Annotated in this window: 17 protein-coding genes; 2 read left to right on the top strand and 15 right to left on the bottom strand. The window is 50.9% G+C overall.

Going from position 1 to position 20,989, the window contains the following annotated elements:
• Positions 1-122 precede the first annotated feature (122 nt).
• The 3 genes from OXH16_19055 to OXH16_19045 are packed head-to-tail and all read right to left on the bottom strand — an operon-like array spanning position 123 to position 3,340.
• Entirely contained in the window at positions 123-1,565 is a 1,443-nt protein-coding gene (locus tag OXH16_19055) for a HEAT repeat domain-containing protein (protein MCY3683503.1), read from the bottom strand.
• A gap of 10 nt (positions 1,566-1,575) precedes the next feature.
• The gene (locus OXH16_19050; GenBank protein MCY3683502.1) at positions 1,576-2,436 is read right to left on the bottom strand and encodes a sugar phosphate isomerase/epimerase; all 861 of its coding nucleotides are present in this window, start codon (positions 2,434-2,436) and stop codon (positions 1,576-1,578) included.
• A 19-nt stretch (positions 2,437-2,455) separates the two neighbouring features.
• On the bottom strand, positions 2,456-3,340 hold the full coding sequence (locus OXH16_19045) for an NAD(P)-dependent oxidoreductase (protein ID MCY3683501.1): 885 nt from the start codon (positions 3,338-3,340) through the stop codon (positions 2,456-2,458).
• Positions 3,341-3,430: 90 nt separating this feature from the next.
• Between OXH16_19045 and OXH16_19040 the strand changes: the two genes are divergently transcribed.
• On the top strand, positions 3,431-4,309 hold the full coding sequence (locus OXH16_19040; protein MCY3683500.1) for an MBL fold metallo-hydrolase: 879 nt from the start codon (positions 3,431-3,433) through the stop codon (positions 4,307-4,309).
• 10 nt (positions 4,310-4,319) lie between these two features.
• Here the strand turns inward: OXH16_19040 and OXH16_19035 are convergent, their stop codons facing one another.
• The 4 genes from OXH16_19035 to OXH16_19020 are packed head-to-tail and all read right to left on the bottom strand — an operon-like array spanning position 4,320 to position 8,541.
• Entirely contained in the window at positions 4,320-5,084 is a 765-nt protein-coding gene (locus tag OXH16_19035; protein MCY3683499.1) for a phytanoyl-CoA dioxygenase family protein, read from the bottom strand.
• Positions 5,085-5,095: 11 nt separating this feature from the next.
• Positions 5,096-5,896 carry a phytanoyl-CoA dioxygenase family protein gene (locus tag OXH16_19030; protein ID MCY3683498.1) on the bottom strand — a complete coding sequence of 267 codons (801 nt, stop codon included), beginning with the start codon at positions 5,894-5,896 and terminating at the stop codon, positions 5,096-5,098.
• A gap of 15 nt (positions 5,897-5,911) precedes the next feature.
• Positions 5,912-7,003 (bottom strand): Zn-dependent alcohol dehydrogenase, encoded by a 1,092-nt coding sequence (locus tag OXH16_19025; GenBank protein MCY3683497.1) that lies wholly within the window; start codon positions 7,001-7,003, stop codon positions 5,912-5,914.
• 17 nt (positions 7,004-7,020) lie between these two features.
• Positions 7,021-8,541 (bottom strand): hypothetical protein, encoded by a 1,521-nt coding sequence (locus tag OXH16_19020; GenBank protein MCY3683496.1) that lies wholly within the window; start codon positions 8,539-8,541, stop codon positions 7,021-7,023.
• Between the two features lie 152 nt (positions 8,542-8,693).
• On the opposite strand from OXH16_19020, the gene OXH16_19015 reads away from it, so the two are divergent.
• Entirely contained in the window at positions 8,694-9,644 is a 951-nt protein-coding gene (locus OXH16_19015; protein ID MCY3683495.1) for a Gfo/Idh/MocA family oxidoreductase, read from the top strand.
• On the opposite strand, the gene dusA is transcribed toward OXH16_19015, so the two are convergent.
• From dusA to OXH16_18975, 8 genes are all read right to left on the bottom strand, one after another.
• Positions 9,623-10,627, bottom strand: a complete 1,005-nt coding sequence (gene dusA, locus OXH16_19010) for a tRNA dihydrouridine(20/20a) synthase DusA (protein ID MCY3683494.1) — start codon at positions 10,625-10,627, stop codon at positions 9,623-9,625. The genes OXH16_19015 and dusA overlap by 22 nt on opposite strands.
• Positions 10,628-10,698: 71 nt before the next feature.
• On the bottom strand, positions 10,699-11,844 hold the full coding sequence (locus OXH16_19005; protein MCY3683493.1) for a D-glycerate dehydrogenase: 1,146 nt from the start codon (positions 11,842-11,844) through the stop codon (positions 10,699-10,701).
• Between the two features lie 119 nt (positions 11,845-11,963).
• Positions 11,964-15,569, bottom strand: a complete 3,606-nt coding sequence (locus tag OXH16_19000) for a 2-oxoacid:acceptor oxidoreductase family protein (protein ID MCY3683492.1) — start codon at positions 15,567-15,569, stop codon at positions 11,964-11,966.
• 9 nt (positions 15,570-15,578) lie between these two features.
• Entirely contained in the window at positions 15,579-16,952 is a 1,374-nt protein-coding gene (locus OXH16_18995; GenBank protein MCY3683491.1) for a GWxTD domain-containing protein, read from the bottom strand.
• 85 nt (positions 16,953-17,037) lie between these two features.
• Positions 17,038-17,925, bottom strand: coding sequence for a lipoyl synthase (lipA, locus tag OXH16_18990; protein MCY3683490.1), 888 nt, complete (start codon positions 17,923-17,925; stop codon positions 17,038-17,040).
• On the bottom strand, positions 17,925-19,301 hold the full coding sequence (miaB, locus tag OXH16_18985) for a tRNA (N6-isopentenyl adenosine(37)-C2)-methylthiotransferase MiaB (protein MCY3683489.1): 1,377 nt from the start codon (positions 19,299-19,301) through the stop codon (positions 17,925-17,927). The genes lipA and miaB overlap by 1 nt, the downstream gene beginning before the upstream one ends.
• 13 nt (positions 19,302-19,314) lie before the next feature.
• On the bottom strand, positions 19,315-20,424 hold the full coding sequence (gene queG / locus OXH16_18980; GenBank protein MCY3683488.1) for a tRNA epoxyqueuosine(34) reductase QueG: 1,110 nt from the start codon (positions 20,422-20,424) through the stop codon (positions 19,315-19,317).
• 54 nt (positions 20,425-20,478) lie between these two features.
• Entirely contained in the window at positions 20,479-20,853 is a 375-nt protein-coding gene (locus tag OXH16_18975) for an iron-sulfur cluster assembly scaffold protein (GenBank protein MCY3683487.1), read from the bottom strand.
• Positions 20,854-20,989 lie beyond the last annotated feature (136 nt).

The raw sequence follows: 20,989 nt of genomic DNA, 5'->3' as shown, positions 1-20,989 counted from the left end.
TCGCACTATTTTTTTTAAATAAACGGTTGACGGTCAATGGTTAGCGGGCGACCACAGGGGGGCGCCCCTACAAAATCACAATATCATTGTAAGGGACGGTCCTTGTGCCGTCCCAGCCTTGATCAGTACATATTGTCTTTGGTCGTAATGGAGCACCAGCGAGAGTTGAACAGGTTTTGGAACAGAATATCTCGTGCAGCAGGTGTGCCGATCTGTTTCAGCAGATATGCGGCGTAAAAACGGTTGTAGCGGTTTTCGTCTTCGAGCATTGTTGTCAGTGCTTCAACTGCAATATCGCCCGATTTTTCGAATTTTGCAAGGGTGAGGGCTGCGTTGCGGCGCACGCGATAGTCTTCATCGTCGAGTGCCCGTGTCAGAACAGAGCGTAGCTCTGGGGAAGAATCTCCGAGTGCGCCCAGGGCTTCGATCGCATTGCGGCGCACCCACCAGTGATTGTCTTTTATCGCGTTTCTCAAAGCGGGCGCAGCAGCAATGGCGTTTGATCCCATACGTCCCAATACATTGGCAGCGACCGCTCGTATCCACCAGTGATGGTCTGATAATGTTTCTGTGAGGGCAGGGACTGCGGGTTTTCCGATGGATGCGAGGGATAGAGCCGCGCACCCACTCGTGGGATTTGTTCCATGGGCATTATCAGGCGTTTTGGCTTCTGTTTCTTCAATTGTCGCGAGTGTTTCTTCTCGCATGGCGGAGATGAGTTCAGGTACGGCTTCTGCGCCAAATTCAGCGAGTTTATACGCCGCGTCCAATCGGTCACATTCCGGTCCATTCTTCAGGACGCGAATCAAATTTTTTAGATTGCTCTCTGGCGTCTCGCGTTCTTTCTGTGCGTTTCCGCACATCCAGTTCCATACGTCTTTTGATATGGCTGGATGCCGATCTTCAATGCCCGGGGACCACGCGCGATTCTGGTGATCCCATATGGGTTTTTGCGGTTCTTGTGTGCGCGCAAATTGGAATTTCAGCATGTACCGATTTTTGGTGCTTATATTCTCGGTTGCGCGGTGCCAGGAGTCGAAGTGGATTAGCGCTACAGTGCCCGCAGGTCCACAAAATGCCCGCGCTTTTTCTTTTGTTTGCGCGGGATCTACATCGCTGATGGTTTTATAGATTTGCATGCCGGGCAATACACCTGAAGGTCCCATGTCCTCAGTTGTGTCCTGTGGAAAATAAAAAGCGAGCAGCCAGTAGAATTTCGGGTGTCGCAAATTGTGATCATATACATAGCAGTCTTTGTGCCATCGCTGTCCGTTTCGCCCCGGGGGATTCAGGTGGCAGTGACGATGGGGGTTCAAGATGTATCCCGGTCCGAGTAAGCTGGTGAGTGCCCCTTTTACGTTGGGGTGTTCAAATACCTGCCCGATCTGCGGTATCCGGGGCAATATGTTATTGCCGGGGTTGCCCTCTTTTTCAAAGACGGTCTCGATCTGTTCGTGGATATTCGCGTGGAATGAGGGCGGATAATCTGCGTGGACTGTCATGCATCCATCCACAATAAATCGCTGTACCTCTTCATCGGTTAATAACCGCATTGGATCAGCCATGGAGGCCTCCTTAGCCAAAAATTTCTACAAATTTCGCAACGCTCGCTCTGAATCCATCTTCAAATGTGCCACCTTTGGGACGATAGACGCTTTCGTAAGAGATTGCGCCCGCATATCCATCGCGTTTGAGCGCGTTTGCAATGGGTTCCAGATATGGTCCCACGTCGCCTTCGCTCAGGGGATAGAATCCAACGGTCGCACGCGCTATATCGGCTTTTGCGTCTTTGATGTGAATATGGCCGATGTAATCGCGAATTTCATTGTAGGCATCGGGATAGGGGATATCCGTACAGTACATTGTGTTGGGAATATCCCACAGGAGTTTGAGGTGGGAGCTACCCAATTCGTCGATCAATTTTCGGGCCAGGAATCCCGATGTTATCATGGCATTATTGCCCGTTTCAACGACGAGTGTTACGCCTTCTTCTTTGGCTATTTGGACGGGTACAGCCATCAGTTTCACCAGTTTGTCCCATGCACCGGCTGTGACAATCCAGTCTTCTGCGCCGTTGTACCCAAATAGTATCATTTCTTTTTTACAACTCATAATTCTGACGATATTTGTCCCGAGGGTTTTGGCAAGGGCAATGCACCGCCGCAATCCCGATACATGATCCTCAAATACGGGATCTCCTATTTCGGTTTGCAATACGGGCAAGCCGCCAAAGTTGTGCCGCGAGATGCAGGAGACTTCCATGTGGTGCTGCTTGAGTAGTGTCTTCATATGCGCCACTTGCCCGGCGTCGTGATCTCCTACTTCTCGATCCCATACAAACTGGAGTTCTGGATATCTCAGTCCGTATTCCGCCATGACATTCAACGCGTGTTCAAAATCCCTGCTGATTCCATCTGTAATTACACCGAGTTTCACTGTAAGCTCCAATCTCGTCTTACCGTTTTTTCACTTCAATATTCAGCATGTTTTCAAAAATTTTGATGATTGCCCAGTTCGCTTCTTCGGGGTTTACGCTGATGCCCGCTTGAAACCACTCCGCAGCCGATGAGAGGGTGAAGAGGGGCACGCCACATTCGCGCCCCAGTGTTTTTGCGATTCCGAGGTCTTTGTACATTGTGCCAATGCGGCTTTGGCCCGCAAAATTTCGTTCCATGATGTTTTGTGTTGTGTCCCGAAATAAGAAGCTACCGACCACACTCGTGTTGATGACTTCGTACAGGGTCTCGGGTTTTACGCCAGCTTTTACGCCCAGTGATAGGGTTTCGAAGATGCCCGCATAGGTGACGCCTGTCAAGACGGCCAGACACGCTTTCACGGTTTGTCCGGCTCCGATTTCTTCGCCGACGTGATAGATATTTTCTCCGACTGCGTTGAGGACTTCTCTGGCGTCCTCAAAAATATCTCGCTGTGCCGCTACCATCATTGTCAGTGTGCCAGCCGCTGCGCCGGGTGCGCCACCGCTTACCGGGGCGTCTATGACGCGAATATCCTTCTCTTCCAGATATTGCGCGATTTCGACTAATTCCGACCGCAATATGGTTGCGGTACAGATAAATGTCGATCCCGGTTTCATGCTGTTCAACAGACCATTGTTTAAGATGGCTTTAATTTGGTCGCCATTCATGACCATGACGAATACGAAGTCCGAGCGTTCGCCTACTTCGCCTGCATTTTTGGCCGCATAAGCTCCCTGCTCGACAAATGGATTCAATTGTTCGGGGCGCAAATCATATACGACAAGCTCATGTCCGTTCTTCAAGATGTTCGCAGCCATCCCGCTGCCCATATCTCCGACACCGATCAACCCAACACGCGCCATGTTTTTTCCTTTCGCATCTAAATTTAGTTTGCTAATTAACAATAAACTACTAAACTCCATTGGTCAAACTTACACTACGGGAGGCTTACAATGGGCAATATATATCTGAGATGGTGGGGGTGTGGTGCTTTCGACATTCTCTCGGGGGATGTCAATATCGCCATTGATCCGTATCTTTTCGGTGATAATCTAAAGGATGCCGAACCCATCTACGATTACATTTTTATCAGCCACGAGCATTTTGATCACTGTCATCCCAAAACCCTGACGAAATTGTGCCGGGGGGATCGCTTCAAGAAACTCTTTGTCAATATCGGTTGTATGACCCCAAACGAACCTGTTGACGAAAATTATGGCGATGCGGCTTTTTCTCGGGATTTGCCCATTAGCAAGCATATACCCGAGGAAAAAATCCAGGTGCTCTTTCCCAAATATCGCACCGATGACGCGCGCACTTTTCCCGGTCCCTTTTCGTGCGACCTGGGCGCTGTGCAGGTAGAAGCTGTTGAAAGCGGTGAAAATGCGCGGCCCGATTTACCCACCTGTGGTTATTTAATCACATATATTGAGAAAGATATGTCGTTCTATCACACCGGGGATCTCCACGCGACCTATCCCGCGCTGGGCAATCTAAAGGGTCGCGTGGATTATCTCATCCACATGAAAACGGGATTGAAGAACTGGCCCGTTTTTTCAAGTCTTCTCGATCTCGTGCAGCCCCGATTTTTGATTCCAACCCATTATCGAACAGATCGCAAAACCGATCCTATTCCCGAAGGACATTGGCCTCCCGATGTTACGGATGCGAATGCTTTTATCGAGAGTATCCGCGAGCACGCTGGCGACCGAACCCAAATTTTGCCCTTCACTGCCGGCGTCCAGTACGAGGTTGAATTGCCCGATAAAAGAGTTGTGTGGGCGTGGGATTGGCACAATACGTGGACGGTGCCCCCGTGGCGAGAGGGATAGGTCCCTGTTTTTACACAGGATCTTTCAACTGATATGCAATCGCGTAAAATGCCATTGAGTTACTCGTGCGATTTGGCTCGCTGCGATGCCAGGTGTAATTTGTGAAGAAGAGTCCGTCGCCCGGTTTCATTTTGACCAGGATTTCATCGGAGTAATCGATCTGATTTAGCGGGATGCGGTGGCGCTTAAACGGTTCATAGGTTTCGGTGCCATTCACATGGGATTTTCTGTACATCGGCGGGTCGTCGTAATAAGATTCGTGCGGTACGAGTTCCCAGCCGATATGGCTGCGCGGCATGACCGATAATGCGATGGCGTTCTTTCCGACTTCTTGCATCGGGATCCAGCAGTTGCAACCCAATTCGGGATCGATTTTCCAGTACCACGAGTCCTGGTGAAAATAACTGCATCCACCTTGCTCAGTGTCAATCCATCCGTGTTTAACCCCTATCTGATCTGTGAAGAGTTCCACATCGCCGCCCAAAACCGCCGCCATTGCGTTTGCCATATTGCTGTGTTCTGCAACGATGGCAAATACCGCTTCTTCCAGGCCCGGACGTTGAATGCCTTTGGGTACTGGATCGCCTGATGTGGCGCGATATATTTCGGGATTGAGAACTTGAAATCTGCCTTTTTCCCAATCTGGCGGATGATCTACTATTTCCCGCACTCGCGCCCAGGCGTTCGCCATGAGGTCGGGGGGGATCAATCCCTCCACATGGCAGTATCCTTCTTCTCGATACTGTTGGATATGTCGTTCGGTGACTGTGCTCATTCTTTTCCCTTTCAGTCGCTTATCCAGTGTCGGAACAGGGGTTTCGCGTTTTCCGGCAATTCTTCGTAAACCTGGCGGGGTACGGGTTCCTGGTCGTTATCGGTCAAGCCGGTTTCATCCACCATCATTTTGCGCTCTTCAGATCCCGGCATCAATACGCGCGTGTTCAACCACCAGGGGGCATAGCGAACGACAACGGATACCCGGTCCTCTTGCGATTGATTGGGGGCAGTTGCGTGCCATATTCGACTGTCCAGCACGAGGACGCTTCCTGCCGGACCCGTTGCATTCATCTCGGTTGAATAAGGTTCGTGCGGAACCACATCTATATTTCCGGTTGGATTATTCGACCATCGGTGGCTGCCCGGCACGATCAGTGTGCCGCCATTCTCATGGGTAAAGGGAGATAACATCCACAGGGTTGTGATATGCATTATCGCATCTGGATAAGGTGCAAGCACATGTGAGGCGTTGATCTGATTAAACGGCCAGTCTGCATGCCATCTGCCCCGTGGGTTGTCCCGACGGTTGATGGTCGCTGAGACATAAGACACTTTGACAAAGGAGCCAAAAAGAGCTTCGAGGATAGCCATCAGCCTTGCGTCTGCGAGATAGGGCGCGAGGGATTGGTCATAACGTATAAAGCCCGGCACGTGTCCGATGCCGTCTTTTGCGGCCTTTGCTCTGCCGTGTATCCCGGTCGAATGCCATACGTGATCGCGTATGGCATCTACCTCATTTTCCGGGATTACGCCTTCTATTACGGTCCAGCCATCTCTGCGGATTCGGTTTAGATCGGTATTTAAACTCATAGCGCATCCATTTGGTTATATGTCAAATATGATGATCTGCCGGGCGACTTCACCTGCGATCAGAGCCTTAAACGCATCGTCAATATCATCTAAGGATATATTGTGTGAAATCATTTCGTCGATCTTGAGATTGCCCATGAGATACATATCCACATACCGCGGCATATCCACGCGAAAGCGATTGGACCCCATGCTCGATCCCTGAATTTTGCGCTCGCGCAAAAAGTTGTGTCCTGTAAGTTCAATTTTAACGCCCTGGGGAATCATGCCAATTATCGTGGCGGTGCCGCCTTCTTCGAGCATATAAAAACACTGTTCCGCAGTCTGTTTTAAGCCGACGGCTTCAAAAGAGTACGCCACGCCTTTTCCGCCGGTCAGATCCATTATTTGCTCAACGGGGTCGCCATCGTTGGCATTGACCAGGTCTGTCGCGCCTAATTCTCGGGCCAGTTGCAGTTTGGAAGAGACGGTATCTACTGCAATAATACGCCCTGCACCGCCTATTCGCGCACCCTGTACAGCACTCAGGCCAATGCCACCGCATCCGACAACAGCTACTGTGCTGCCAGCCTCTACTTTGGCGGTGTTGAGCGCAGCGCCAACGCCGGTTGTCACACCGCATCCGATCAGGGCTGCTTTGTCCAGTGGCATGTCTTCGCGGACTTTGCATACTGCATTTTCGTGTACCAATAGCTGTTCTGCATAAGAGGCGAGGTTTGCAAATTGGAAGAACGCTTGATTATCCTGGGATAGGCGCGGTTTATCTGTCTCTTTGCGCTGTGTCGATTCCCTATCTTCACATAGATTTGGACGTCCGGTGGTGCAGTAGCGACAATGTCCACAAAAAACCGATAGACAGGTGATTACATGGTCGCCGGGTTTTACATAGGTCACGTCTGGCCCGACCGCCTCTATAATGCCCGCTGATTCGTGGCCGAGCACGGCAGGTAGCTCGCAGGTATAAAGTCCTTGCTGATAATGAACATCGCTGTGACAGACTCCTGCGGCGGCGGTGCGAATCAATACTTCGCGCCCGATTGGATCGGCAATTTCGACATCTTCTACAGTAATTGGCTGATGCGCTTCGCGCAAAACAGCGGCTTTCATGGTGAACCTCCTGTTATTTATCGACCTTCTTCTTCCCAGCGGCGAATCACGATTTTGGGATCGAAATAGGTGTTGTTGGGATAAAAATCGGGCAGCGATGTGCGATCCCCCTGTATCGCACCCTCCAGATGCAATAGTGCGAGTGGTAGCGCGGTATCAATATTTGTTTCGCCTTCCCGACTATCTGAGACAATCAGGCCATTCACCTGATATTGCCGCAGCAATTGTTCTCCAAGAGAGGTGGCGGACTGCAATAGCGCGTTATCGCCTGTTGCCGAGTGGAGTTCCAGTAAACCGAATAATGCACAGGCGTCGTTTTGTCCTTTGTTTACCCACGCTTCATCACTTGCAGGCGAACCGCCAGTTCCAAAATTCACAGGCGCGTTTAAGTCGCCCCAGCCCATCCCCTGGGCTGTGGAAAAGGCTATTTCTCGAAAACGATCAATGCCGGTCAGATGGTATGCCCGCGCGTAAGATAAGAACATCAGTCCATTTGCAGGGACTTTTCTCAGCTTTGTGGGCGGACAATAGCCGATTCCTTCATTGCTATTTTCTGGATAGAGGCGGGTGCCGTCATTGATTGCGGGATAAAAGCTGTGGTCATCGATATTATAACAGTGGGTTGCCAGGGCTTCTAAATCCGCGGTTACTACATCGAGAAATGCTTTGCCCTTTTCATCGCCCAGGATCTTCGCCGTATTGAGAAAGGTGACGGCGGCTCGTCCGTATCGAACCTGGATCACACCATTGGTGATAACTGTTACTTCGTTGACATCTGTTCGTTCGCTAAAAGGCGGTTTGAATGATTCTCGGACCCGACAGGGATCGCGGTGATTAAACTGATACCCCGCCAGTCCCGCCTCGGGATGCCGGATTTGATCGTATCGCGAGAGTAGATGCTTTGCCCATCTCAAAGGCGTTTCATCGCCTGAGAGTGCGTGTAGTATTGCCCCGCTGAGGATTAAGTCGCTTCCCGTGTTGACAAAGGAGAGCGCGGTATTCTCCACAATTGGCAATGGGCTTCCTTCAAATTCCACATCCCAGTTTTCTTTCCACGCTTCGTAAATTCCGTGTCGGTTAAAGAGCAGGGTGGGCCAATCCCAGATGTGCGCGTGCCAGACCGCTTTGACAAAGCGGCGCATGCGTTCGGGATGAACTTTATAGAGGTACGCATAATGCGGATAGACGCATTTCATTTCGTGATTGCCCAGCACTGGCGCATCCGTTAAGAGATCGTAACTGGTATGGCCGCCCCAGTAGAACAGGTCGGATTCTGGATCGTGAATTTTTTCCAGCGCACGACTGATCCATTCATCTGCCCGTTTGTGGTATTTGTCCTGCGCGGTCAACGTTCCCAATGCGTCCAACGTCCGCAAAAAATTTTGCTGACACGCGAGGTTGGAAAGTATGTTTCCTTCCCAGATTAGCGGCTGGGCGGTTGCCAGGTCGAGTCCGTCTGCCAGCATTGCACGGTTTTTGTGTGTACAACGCGCAAATATTTCCTGTACGTGTTTATCTACTACATCGATAAATTCCATGATTGATCTCCTTTGATCCAAACAATTATAGCTCCAATAGACAAAATATCAAAGTGTTCGTACATCCGCTCAACAATCGACTTGACATTGTTGCCCACAGCAAGCATAAATACGTCTCACTTCTTAATTTATTAACTTCTTTTGGAGGTCACATGTTAAAAGCCGGATTTATTGGAGCTGGGGGTCGCAGTCAGGGCGCGCATTATCCAAATGTCCATCGCCTGGAGCAAGATGTCGAGATGTGCGCGGTTTGCGAACTCGATGAAGAGCGCCTGGATCAGGTTGCAAAAAAATACGAGTTTCCGCAAGTATATACAGATCACAAGAAGATGCTCGATGAAGCCGATCTCGATGTCATTTATTGCGTTATGAATGAAAAATGGATTTTACAGACGGCTATTGATTGTATGAATGCGGGCAAACACATTTTTATTGAAAAGCCACCTGGTGCGAATCTCGAAGAGACCGAGCAATTGCTCGAGGCGGCGGTGTCCAATAATGTGTTCGCTATGGTTGGGTTTCAGCGGCGCTATACAGCGGTTACGCGCGAGGCCATGCGTGTCGTAGCAGAAAAGGGTCCCGTTTCATCCATTGTCACGACATTCAACAAACAAATGCTCGGTGGCGATGGTAATGAATTTACCTCTACTCTGTGGAATGACGTCTGCCATATTGTCGATCTCACGCGCTATATGGCCGGGAGCGAACCCGTGGAAGTGTCCGCCTATCAGGATAAATTTGGTGGAGAGAGCTATAATAATTACACGGCTCTCATACGTTTTGAGAATGACGCGGTGGGCACCATTCATGGCAATCGCGCTTCTGGTGGGCGCGTGTTGCGTTCTGAACTGCACGGCGTGGGTATTGGGTGTTATATGAAGATTCCCCAGGAGATCGAGATTCACGAAGACAATCAGGTGCGTACCCTGGGGGGATGGGAAGTCGATGGCGTAGAAGAGGATGATGTCGCCAGTTACGAGGGTGTTTTGACGATGCACCAGCATTTTGTCGATTGTATCAATAACAACGAGGTGCCTCACAACGACCTGCGAGATGTTATCCACTCCATCCGCCTGGTGGATCAACTCGAAGCTAAGGAGTAAATGTGCTCGGGTGAGTCAACCAGTTCGCCCGCAGCTTCTAATACTTCGATGCCCGCATCTTTTTTGTATGCGTTTTCGCTGATGTATCGCCGCCAAGTTTTTGCACCCGGTACGCCGGCAAATAGCCCTATGAGATGTCGCGCTATATGGTGCAATCGCGTACCGCGTTCGAGCTGGTCGGAGACATAGGGCAGATACGCGTGCAGAATTTCGTGCCGGGAAGGAATTGGGTGTGCTTCGCCGAAGAATCGGTGGTCGGCATCGGATAAAAAATAGGGGTTTGAATAGGCTTCCCTTCCGACCATCACGCCATCGACATGCGCCAGATGTGCGGCGGCTTCGTCGAGCGATGTAATTCCCCCGTTGATCACGACGTTCAGATCTGGAAAGTCGCGTTTGATGCGATAGACTATGTCGTAAGATAATGGGGGAATTTCTCTGTTTTCTTTGGGACTCAGGCCCTGAAGCCAGGCTTTGCGGGCGTGGAATGCAAAGATACGGCATCCCGATTCGGCAACGGTCTGGACAAAATGCACCAGTTCTTCGTAAGAATCGCGGTTGTCAACGCCAATTCGCGTTTTCACGGTTACGGGAATATTCACCGCGTCGCGCATTGCGCTTACACCATCGCGCACCCGTTCGGGTTCTTTCATCAAATACGCCCCAAAAAGCCCTGATTGCACGCGGTCGCTGGGGCATCCCACATTCAGATTGATCTCATCATATCCCCAGTCTTCACCCACTCTGGCGCACAGTGCGAGGTCGGCGGGGTCGCTTCCGCCCAATTGTAGGGCTATGGGATGTTCAATCGGGTCAAACCCCAATAAACGCGTGCGGTCACCGTGTATGATTGCACCGGTGGCAACCATTTCGGTGTATAGCAAAACCCGTTTGGTGATCAGGCGCAAAAAATACCGCTCGTGCCGATCTGTACAATCCATCATGGGGGCGATTGAAAATCGCCTGCTGTCTCCAATAGCCATATAAAATTCCACAAAAAAACGAGTCGATCACATAGGGCAACCGACTCGTTTTGGATGAATATCAGTGTTTGTCATGCATAAGCGGGAAGCCCGACTTCACTTGCATTGACAATACTGGGGGCTGCCTGTGGCGGATTGTCGCCGAGGAAGGGCAACACATCGTCCGGATCTTGCCACGCGCCATAGCCATTCAAAACACCAGCCACATTCGAGGCCGCCAGGATGGCCATTCCCGAACGGGTCCATATTGTCGCCGATGCAATATGCGGTACAATGACCACATTGGGCAACTCTTTAAGTCCGGGTTTCATCAGGGGTTCGTCTTCAAACACATCGAGGCCGACTTTGAAATCGGGATGGGTTTGGCAGTGTGCGACCAGTGCGACTTCGTCGATGACCGGGCCGCGGCTGGCGTTGATCAAAATGGCATTGTCTTTCATCAATGAAAGACGCTCGGTATTCATCAGGTGGAAGGTGGTGTCATCTAATAGCGGATGTAAGCTGACCACGTCTGCAACCCGCAATACGTCTTCAACCGAGTCCAGGCGCTGGCAGGTTACGGGTTCATCACCCTGAGATTTTAAGAATTCGCCATAAGCCGCGATGTAATTTTCCATATATTCATTGGGATACGGGTCAAAATAAACCACGTTCATCTTGAACCCTTCGGACATCATTTTGGCATACGCACAGCCGATGCGGCCAGCGCCGATTACGCCGACTGTTTTCCCGGTCATCAATTCGCCCAAATAAAGTGTGGGCAACCAGCCGTGATATTTTTCGGCGCGCATAAAGGCATCGGCTTCGATTACCCGGCGCGCTGCTGAAAAGGTGAGGGAGATGGCCATTTCCGCGGTGGTCTCGGTCAATACGCCCGGGGTGTTGCCCACTGGTATGCCGTATTTTGTCGCTACGCCAACATCCACATTATTGTATCCCACGGCATAGTTGGAATACGCTTTGCCTCCGGCATTCTTGAGGGCGGTGAATAGTTCCTCACCCCACTTTTCTGTCAATTGTCCGATTACGCCATCGCATTGATCGCCGATTTTGTCTGCGATTTCTTCGACACTCAAAATTTCCGTTGATGTGCCAATCTCTACGCGGCAATCAGCAGCCGTGAGAATCTCAAGCCAGCGGTCGCCTGGCAATTCTTTGGTTACGACTACGCGATTGCTGCCCGATTCGTTGTGTGTTCTCCAGTCATTGGTGCTCAAAATACATCCTCCTTGTATGCGTTCTGTTCAGAAAATTGCGAGTGCGGAATATAACCAATCAAAGCGTTTGTTTCAAGTAATTCTCATTTTGCGTTAGAGGCTGGCGGTTGGTAGATAGGCTAAGCGTTTTCGACCACAGGCTCAATATCGAGGACCTCGCGGTCGAGTTTGGGGGGTGTGCCTTTGCCATTGAGCCAGTAGTTCGCCATTTTTCTGGCAGCGGCCATCTTGGGCCAGATCACTTCGCGGTAGCCCCGTACGTCGTCGGGCAGGCGCAGGACTTTCACATAAGTATCGTATCGCTCTGTATTGTCAAAATCAAAATTATCTACCAGATCGATATACCAGTCTCGATAGTCTTTTTCTTCGCGGTGCCAGGCCGGAAGCCTGCGTAAAAAGCGCGCCCGTTTCATAATATTGAGCATCCAGTCACGGGTTTGAATATCGAATCTGATGTCCAGTCCCAGGACGGTGAAATGCGGCCGGGTTAGATGCCTGTAAGAAATCTGATCGCCGCGATTGGGATCGACATCGTAACGCGCGCGATCCCGGCGATATTTTTCTTCGCTTGTCAATAGATGAGCCACATAGATTTCATCTTTATAGGCCATTACGCGAGCGAGAAAGCGCACCACGGCATCTGTTGCGCGATACCGATATTGGACATTATCGCGGTCGTAAATTCTTTTTACGCGGACGATATAAGACTGTGCGTGTTCGATGCCGCCCCATTGAATGAGGTCGTAAACGCCGAGGGCAAATTGCAATTTTGTCGCGTCAGAAAGTGACCAGCCTGCAACTGTCTCTGAGAGGATGCGATAGGTCTTGGCCAATTTTTCACCCCGCGTTTTGGCCAGAATTTCCACTTTGTCGTCAATGAGGCCCCTGTATGTGGTTACGAGTTTGGGTTTGAAAAATGCATCGGGATCCAACGCGGCTTTGCGCCCCATCTCAAATGCTTTGAGATTGGCTTCGAGTTCATTCGATTTGATATTTTGTTTCATCGCCCACCGGATATTTTCCAGCGTGAGGGGTAGTGCCCCTCGTTGAAATGCGGCGCCCAGCAAGATGCTATTGGCATAGATTTTGTTGCCCAGGTATCGTTCGGAGATTTCGCCGAGGTCCATCCCGAAATACGTGTCGGGATTGGTATAACGCCGCAACATATCCTCCAGATGGTCTGTATCAAAATCATCTCGTCCAATCATCGACAAAATGGTCTCGCGCTTGCCAGTTTCCACAACGGCTGTGGTGCGCTGTGGACTGCCCACACGACCGGTTCCATTCGGATCTAACCCGCGCACTGCTTCCAGAATATCCAATCCCAACAGCAAGTCTGCATGCCCATAGGGCGTCAATTGCGAAATTACCCGTTCGTCTTTGGTAAAGCTGACGTGCGAATACACGCCGCCGTTGCGAATAGCCAGTCCCTTTTTGTTGGTAAATCGCACGGTATATCCCTGCTTGGCACCTGCAACGGCGATGATCGCAGAAATGGTGTTGATGCCCATGCCGCCTACGCCAGCCACATAAGCGTACCAGGCCGTATCAAATTCGCGGCATTCGGGTTCGGGAATATTCGATAGATCGATTGATTCGGTTTGCACTTCGGGCGCGCGTGATCGGTGAATAATCAGGCGTTCAAACGAGGGACACGTTTTATCGCCGTTGGCAACTTCGACTTTTGTACACGCGCCATCGGCAACGCATAAAGACAGATCGGTCGCGACTTTTGAGCCGTGGAGGGTTTCTTCGACTGTCAAGCCGCTGCATCCGGTTGCTTGCGTGCATTCCAGACAATATTCGCAGACTTCTGGGGTGATGTTGATGTGGGTTTCTTCCGAGAGATATCCCTTCTCCCGAATGGCCTGGATTTGTTCTGCGCGCACGCGACGGTGATACGTGATGCCGCACTCTTTGTCGGCAATGACAATTTTGACGCCGTCTTTTAGAAGCGCCTGTTCCAGGATATCGCGATACGCCTCCCTGTTTGCCGGATTCATGCGGGCGACCATCACCGGGCCGTTTGTACCGCCTCCTAAACCGCGTACGACCTGTTCAATATCCTGAGCAAAGGTCGGGCGTCCCATCAGGTCGATATCTACCCCCGGCGTGGGCTGATGCCCCGTCATTGCAGTGGTCTTATTGTCTAAAATGACATAGGTAATATCTTGCCCGTGTTTAATCGAATCGGAGATCGCTGCCATTCCACTGTGGAAAAATGTCGAGTCGCCCATGAATACGAGTTGTTTGTTGTCGATAAAAGGATCGATACCCGCACCCGTGCCGCCGCCGAGTCCCATTCCCGACAAATTGTGCATCAGCCGGTTAAATGGCTCGTATTTCAACAGGGAATAACATCCGATATCTCCGTGAAAAATCAGATCCATCGGATCTGTGCTGTGCTTGCGCTGCATGTAATCGCCATCTTGAAAATCGTCGATCATTTTGTCCAGCACACTGGCAGAATCCCGGTGCGGGCAGCCCGGGCAAAACGAGGGTGTGCGAACCGATGCGCTCAGGTCAAATGTTTCTGTCTGAGCCATCAAGGCGACAACGGCATCAATGCGGTCGGGATCTACGGGGACTGTGGGGTCGTCGAGCGATTTCAACACTGGAGCCAGCGCATTGAGCGTGATACTCGGATTCAGGCCACAACTGTCGGGGAAACCGGATCCATTGGGGAAGCGCTTGCCCCATATCCGAAATGCCTTTGTTTTGTCGGCTTGATACATGTTTTGCAAAGCGGCGCCAATTTGTTCTTCCAAAAAACCGCGTTTTTCTTCCACCACGTAAATTTCATCGACCAGATCTGCAAATTCGCGCAAAATTTCCGAATCGATAGGATACGTAATACCGTATTTTAAAATGGGAATACTGCTCCCCAACCCGACCATGTTGAGCGCGTGTTCCAAATAACAATAGGCCAAACTGCTGGTGACAAAGCCGATCCGCTTCTTGCCAGAGTCTGGCCGATATAAAATTCGATTCAGGCCGTATTCTTTTGCGAGGGTGAGCAGCCTGGGAAAACGCTGCTCGAGGACCTCCTTTTCTTTTATCACTGTATGTGGTGGGATAATCACGCGATCATCTGGGGAAATCGTTTGTGGATCCAGGCGGATGGGATGGTTAAATGTTTTTTCGGGAAACTGGTTTGCGTGTACTTCGACCGTGCCCCCGCCATCTGCCTGATTGGATGTCACGAGGTAGGCGATATAAAGCCGGGTTTTTTCCGATAACTCAAAGGCGACTTTGATCCAGTCTTTCATTTCCTGAAAGGTGCTGGGTTCGAATATGGGCATATACAGGTGTTTGGCAATAAAACGAGAATCAGCAGGCACTTGCGTGCCCTCAGACCACGTATCATCGCCAAATACAGCAACCGCAGCAGCGCCTTCACCTGTTCCGGCCATATTGCCCAGTGCCAACGCGTCTGAAGCGACGTGCGCGCCCACGCTTTTCATGACTGCGATGGCGCGAATAGATTCCATCTGCGCCCCATTGAGACGCGCTGCTCCCAGGGCTTCGTTGTTGGCAATTTGCACCATTACGCCTTTTTCCACCAACAACTCGCGGATGCGCTCTGCTGCATCAAATACTTCTGCCACGGGTGATCCGGGATATCCCGTCATCAACCCCATGCCGCCTTCGAGGCAACCCTTGACGATCAATTCATTGCCCGTAAAAATGCCCGTGCCTTTTTCAAATGTAAATCGAGGATCCATCAATATCCTTTAGAATGCTGTGTCTTGCCAATTGGGATTGTAGAGTTCACCTGACATGGTCGAGTGTACCAGTTCGTAAACACCGGTTCCGCGGCGATCGAAAAATATAAAAATATATCGCCCCGACTTTTCGTAAGTCCAGGTATCTATGGCTTTTCCTATCGCAGCCGATGTGGTATAGTCGCGCTCGCTGGGCGGTCCGTATTTGATATAAACACGTCCTTTGTCCGTCTCAGATCCCCGCTTGCCCGGCTGCGATGTAAACGTATCATCGGAGTATTTCATGCGATTTATATGGTCTCGAAGCCGTTCATTTAAGGGCGTCTTTGGCGTCGGATCCAGTTTTTTCCAAAATGTCCGGAGGAATTTCATTTTTGAATCCTGTGATGGCAAAGACTCGTACATAGAGAGATCTTTTTCAGACGCAATGTGGTGAATGGTTTGAAAATATCGCAATTGTTCCTGTTGCGCCTCTGTCAATTGTGGATTTTCATTTTCATCTGAAATGAGAAAGACTTTGCGTTTGTGCCGCACATGTTCGCGCGTGCTGCGGTCAAATAACTCAATTTGCAAATCGTACGCGCCGCCAGATAGTCCTTCTGTTTCCAGGGTTTCTGTTTTTACCACGCTTTCACCGGGCTTGATCAATCGCTTTGCCGGATACGATTTGACAACGACATCAGCGGTGTCGAGCAAACTGTATCCCAGGACAAATGAATCATTGGGATTGTTTGGCATGACCTTGAAGTTGTAAACCTCAAAGTAGATCTGTATCGGTTTCCCCACGCGGAAAAACCGCGTTGTATTGGGCACGACGTGCCATCCATTTTTGACAAAGCGCCCGGCAGATTCGGCTTTTTTTAGTTCCGAAGCGAATACCACATCGCTTACGACTAACTCAGGGCCCTCAAAACGGCGCACGCGCATATTTCCTTCACAGATGCCTGAAATATCTCCGTAAATATCTTCGGCTGTCAGCGTTATTTTGTAGGGCCCCGGTGCGATATCGACGGCGATAATATCGCGCACCAGCGCGCCATTTTGTTTTAATTCTCGGATATTTGCCACCGAAACATTCCGTGTCCACAACTCTCGTACTGTGGGATTTCCCGCGGTATCTTGCAGAGAAAGCTCAAAGTCAATTTGGGACACGTATTTGCCATCTTCAGGGACAAACTGCAATTGTCGCGCATCGATTAATGTATAGACTTCCAGACGCGTGAGATTTTGAGGTCCCCGAAATGCAGCGGTTTCGGCAAAAACGCGCAATTCGCCCTTTGAGCGCAAAGGCATATCCCGATATATTGGCGCATCTTCTTGCCCGTATGCCGTTGTCCAGAAACAGGTGGCGACTATCGCAACATACCATTTTATGAGACGCATGACGATCCTCCAGGTGTTATATACCACAATTCCCCGGCTGGTAGTGTAAGAACAGTATAAAAAGTTGAGAAAATGGAAACAAGCCTTATCGTGCCACTTGATCTGCAGCGTGGTAGGAACTGCGCACCAGTGGGCCAGATTCGACATGCCGAAAACCCAGCGTGAGCGCGAATTGTTTGAGATCCATAAATTCATCGGGATGGTAAAAGCGCGCCACAGGAACGTGTTGGGCAGACGGTTGTAGATATTGGCCTATTGTGAGAATATCTGTTTTGCAATCTGCGATATCTCTTATCGTCTGACGCACCTCTAATACGGTTTCGCCCGCGCCGACCATAATACCCGATTTTGTGGGCATATCGCGTCCCATTGCTTTGGCCTGTTTCAAAAGTGCCAGCGACCTGTCGTATTTTGCCTGGGGACGCATGGTTTTATACAGGCGAGGCACGGTTTCGACATTGTGGTTCAAGATATCGGGTGCTGCTTCTATGACCACGCGCAATGCCCGCCAATTGCCCTGAAAATCCGGGATTAAGACTTCGACTTTTGTGTGTTGGCACAATCGCCGAATCGCATATATCGTTTCGGCAAAAATGCGCGCTCCCCCATCTGGGAGCTCATCGCGGTTGACCGATGTGACCACCGCATGCCGCAATTCCATTGTCTGCACGGCTTGGGCGACCCGTTCGGGTTCTTCGGTATCAAGGCCCTCTGGACGCCCGGTTTTTACCGCACAAAATCCACAACTCCGCGTACACACATCTCCCAAAATCATAAATGTCGCCGTGCCCGAGTTCCAGCATTCGCCGATATTGGGACAGCGCGCACTTTCGCATACTGTGTGGAGATTTAACCCTCGCATCAAGTTTTTCAATGCGCGGTATCCCTCGCTACCCGGGGCTGGTACGCGAAACCATTCGGGTAGTCGCCTTCGGCGCACGGGAGGTGTTTCAATGTCCATCAGGCCATTCATTACACCCTCCGTCCGGTCAGTGTGCGCAAAGTCGTTTGGGTGATCTCGACATTGGTCAGCGCGTTGTCTGCGACGCCCTCACGGGGAAATACGACCGTCTTAAAACCATCGGATTTTCCCACGGCGAAATCCTCGCCTTTGCGGGCGTTTCCCTGTACCAAAACCTCGAGTGTGCGACCAATATATGTGGCATTGATTTCTTCGGAAATGCGATTTTGTTGTGCTATAATGGTTTCGAGCCTTTGTACCTTTTCTTCTTCTGATACCGTATCGGGCATCTCGCGGAAAGCGACTGTGCCTTTTCGAGCTGAGTACTTAAACATAAATGCGGAATCATAACGCACCTGCGCCATTAATGCCAGCGTAGCTTCAAAGTCGGTTTGGGTTTCGCCGGAAAAGCCAGCGATAATATCTGTACTCAAACACAGATCTGGCATTGCGCTGCGCAAATCATCGACCAGGGCGAGATAATCTTCGACCGTATAGCTGCGCTCCATCGCTTTTAGAACGCGGTTTGACCCCGACTGCACGGGTAGATGAATAAAGCGGCAAATTTTCTTTTCCCGTGCCATTATTTCAATAAATTTTGCAGAGAAATCACTCGGATGGGGCGAGGTAAAGCGAATGCGGTCAATGCCTTCTATGCGCGCAATCATCGAAAGTAAATCGGCAAAATCGCAGGTGCCATCGCGATAAGAATTGACGGTTTGGCCCAATAAGGTGACTTCTCGAAAACCCGCATCGGCAGCAGCACGAGCCTGTCTGACAATTTCGCGTGCCGGTACACTGCGCTCTCTGCCGCGCACGTAGGGCACGATGCAGAATGTGCAAAACTTATCGCATCCGCGCATAATGGTGATCCAGGCATTGCTGCCCTCTTCGCGCAAGGGGTCGATGTCCATATAGTATTCGCCGCGATCCAAACGCACATCCAGAGCTGAATCGCCACGCGCTTCGGCAATGAGTTCGGGCAGCCGCCGATACGAATCTGGCCCCACGACGAGATCGACGTAGGGCGCGTCGTTCATCAGGGATTCTGAAACGTGCTTGGCCATGCACCCTGATACCCCCATAATCAGATCTGGACGCCGATACTTCAGCTTGCGCAATTGCCCCAACCTGCCCCTTATTCGCTCTTCGGCGTGTTCGCGTATCGCGCAGGTGTTCAGCACAATGACATCGGCATCTTCTGGACGATGGGCAGAGGTATAGCCCGATTGCTTCAAAATGCCCTGCATCAATTCTGTATCTGATACATTCATCTGGCAACCGTACGTCTCGATAAAAACCTTTTGCCCAGACATAGGCGCGACAGGTATATCGGGCTCGGTTTGTACGGCGCGACCGTCTAATTCGATATCGAGCAATGCGCTCACTTTCGTTTCCTTTTTATTTTTTTTTTGCCAAACGAATCTCTTCGATTACTTCTGCATCGCGTTCATACAACAGTGCTTTATCAAGTGCCCGTCTCGCTCGCTCGCCCCCAATTTTGCCCAGTGCCCAGGCCGCGTGTTGTCGCACGAGTGGTTCGTCATCTTGCAGGGCATTTGCCAGGGCGGGAACTTCAGATTTGCTTCCCACATTGCCCAGTGCTACGGCAACATTTCGCAATAATCCACGCCGTTTGGCGCGTTTGATCGGGCTGTTTTTGAATCGCTTTGAAAAAGCCTCTTGATCCATGTGGAGCAAGTCGGTCAGCGCGGGCGCATTTAAGCCCTCGCGCGCTTGAAAAGCATTCTCAGAGGTTGGTTTTGCGTGTTTGATGTTCCAGGGACATACTTCCTGACAGATATCACACCCAAAGACCCAGTTGCCCATATCCGATCTCAAATCCCGCGGAATAGCGCCTTTCAATTCAATGGTCAAATAGGAAATACACCGACGCGAATCCACGACATAAGGTTCTGGAATAGCATCTGTTGGACACGCATCCAGGCACTGCGTACAAGTGCCGCAGTGATCGGGTTGCGGTCGATCGATCTCGAGATCGAGATTCAGAATAATCTCGCCTAAAAAAAAATAGGATCCGCGGCCTTTGTCAATCAAGCAAGTGTGTTTTCCAAACCAGCCCAGCCCGGCTCGAGCGGCGAAATCGCGCTCCAGAATAGGTCCGGTATCGACATAGACTCGTCCTTCAGCAGAGGGTTCGATTTGCTGAATTTCAGATAGGAGTTGTAGCAAGCGGTCTTTCATGACGGTGTGGTAGTCATCGCCACGCGCATAGCGGCCAATCTGCCCTTTGGGCGCACCGCCATTATCAGATCCATCGAAGCGAGGCTGATAATTAAGCCCCACACACAGTACTGATTTGGCGTCTGGAAGGATCTGGCGAATATCTGACCGCCGGTCCAGGTTGCGTGCCAGATACCCCATTTCCCCCGCGTAGCCCATTCCCAACCACTTTTGATAAAATGCCCAGTGTTGCGGGGGATCTACGGATGCAATCCCCACGGGATCAAATCCCAAACGCCGCGCCGCGTTCTTAATCCGATGGGTCATGCAAGCACTCCAAAAATAGAGGGCAGGACACAACAATGCCCTGCCCCGTGATTCTCAGGTCTGACGAGCCAGTTTGCCAAGTGCGTTGTGAACCGCATCTACCGCCAGATCCGCGGCGTGTTTTCGCGTGGGGGGCAAGCCGCCAAGCGCGGTTTCGATATCGGCACGAGCGATTTTGCACGCCTGAACAGGCGTTTTGCCAACCATCCATTCCGTGAGCACAGATCCCGAAGCAATGGTTGCAGCACATCCCTGTGCGCGGAAGCGCGCGCGATCGATAGCGCCGTCTTTGATGGCAAGATGCAGGGATAGGGTTGCCCCCGAAGCGGGATTTTCTGCAAATCCAACCGCATCGGGCGTGTCCAATGCGCCGACATTTCTGGGATTTTCAAAATGATCCCGTAAAATCTTGGAGTAACCGTCAGACATGGAATTACGCGCCGGTCCGTGCAGAAGTTCCCGAGCGATAATTGCTATTGCGCCCGCGTCGTCCGTAGCGTCGTCCCCGGCTGCGCGGGATGCGTTTGCCCGAGCGACCAGCCCAATCTGTGGCGATTGTTTGTCT

The sequence above is a fragment of the Gemmatimonadota bacterium genome (assembly GCA_026705765.1).
In the GTDB taxonomy this organism is placed as follows: domain Bacteria; phylum Latescibacterota; class UBA2968; order UBA2968; family UBA2968; genus VXRD01.
Note: the sequence above shows the minus strand (reverse complement) of the source record. Positions and strands in the feature narration are given on the sequence as shown.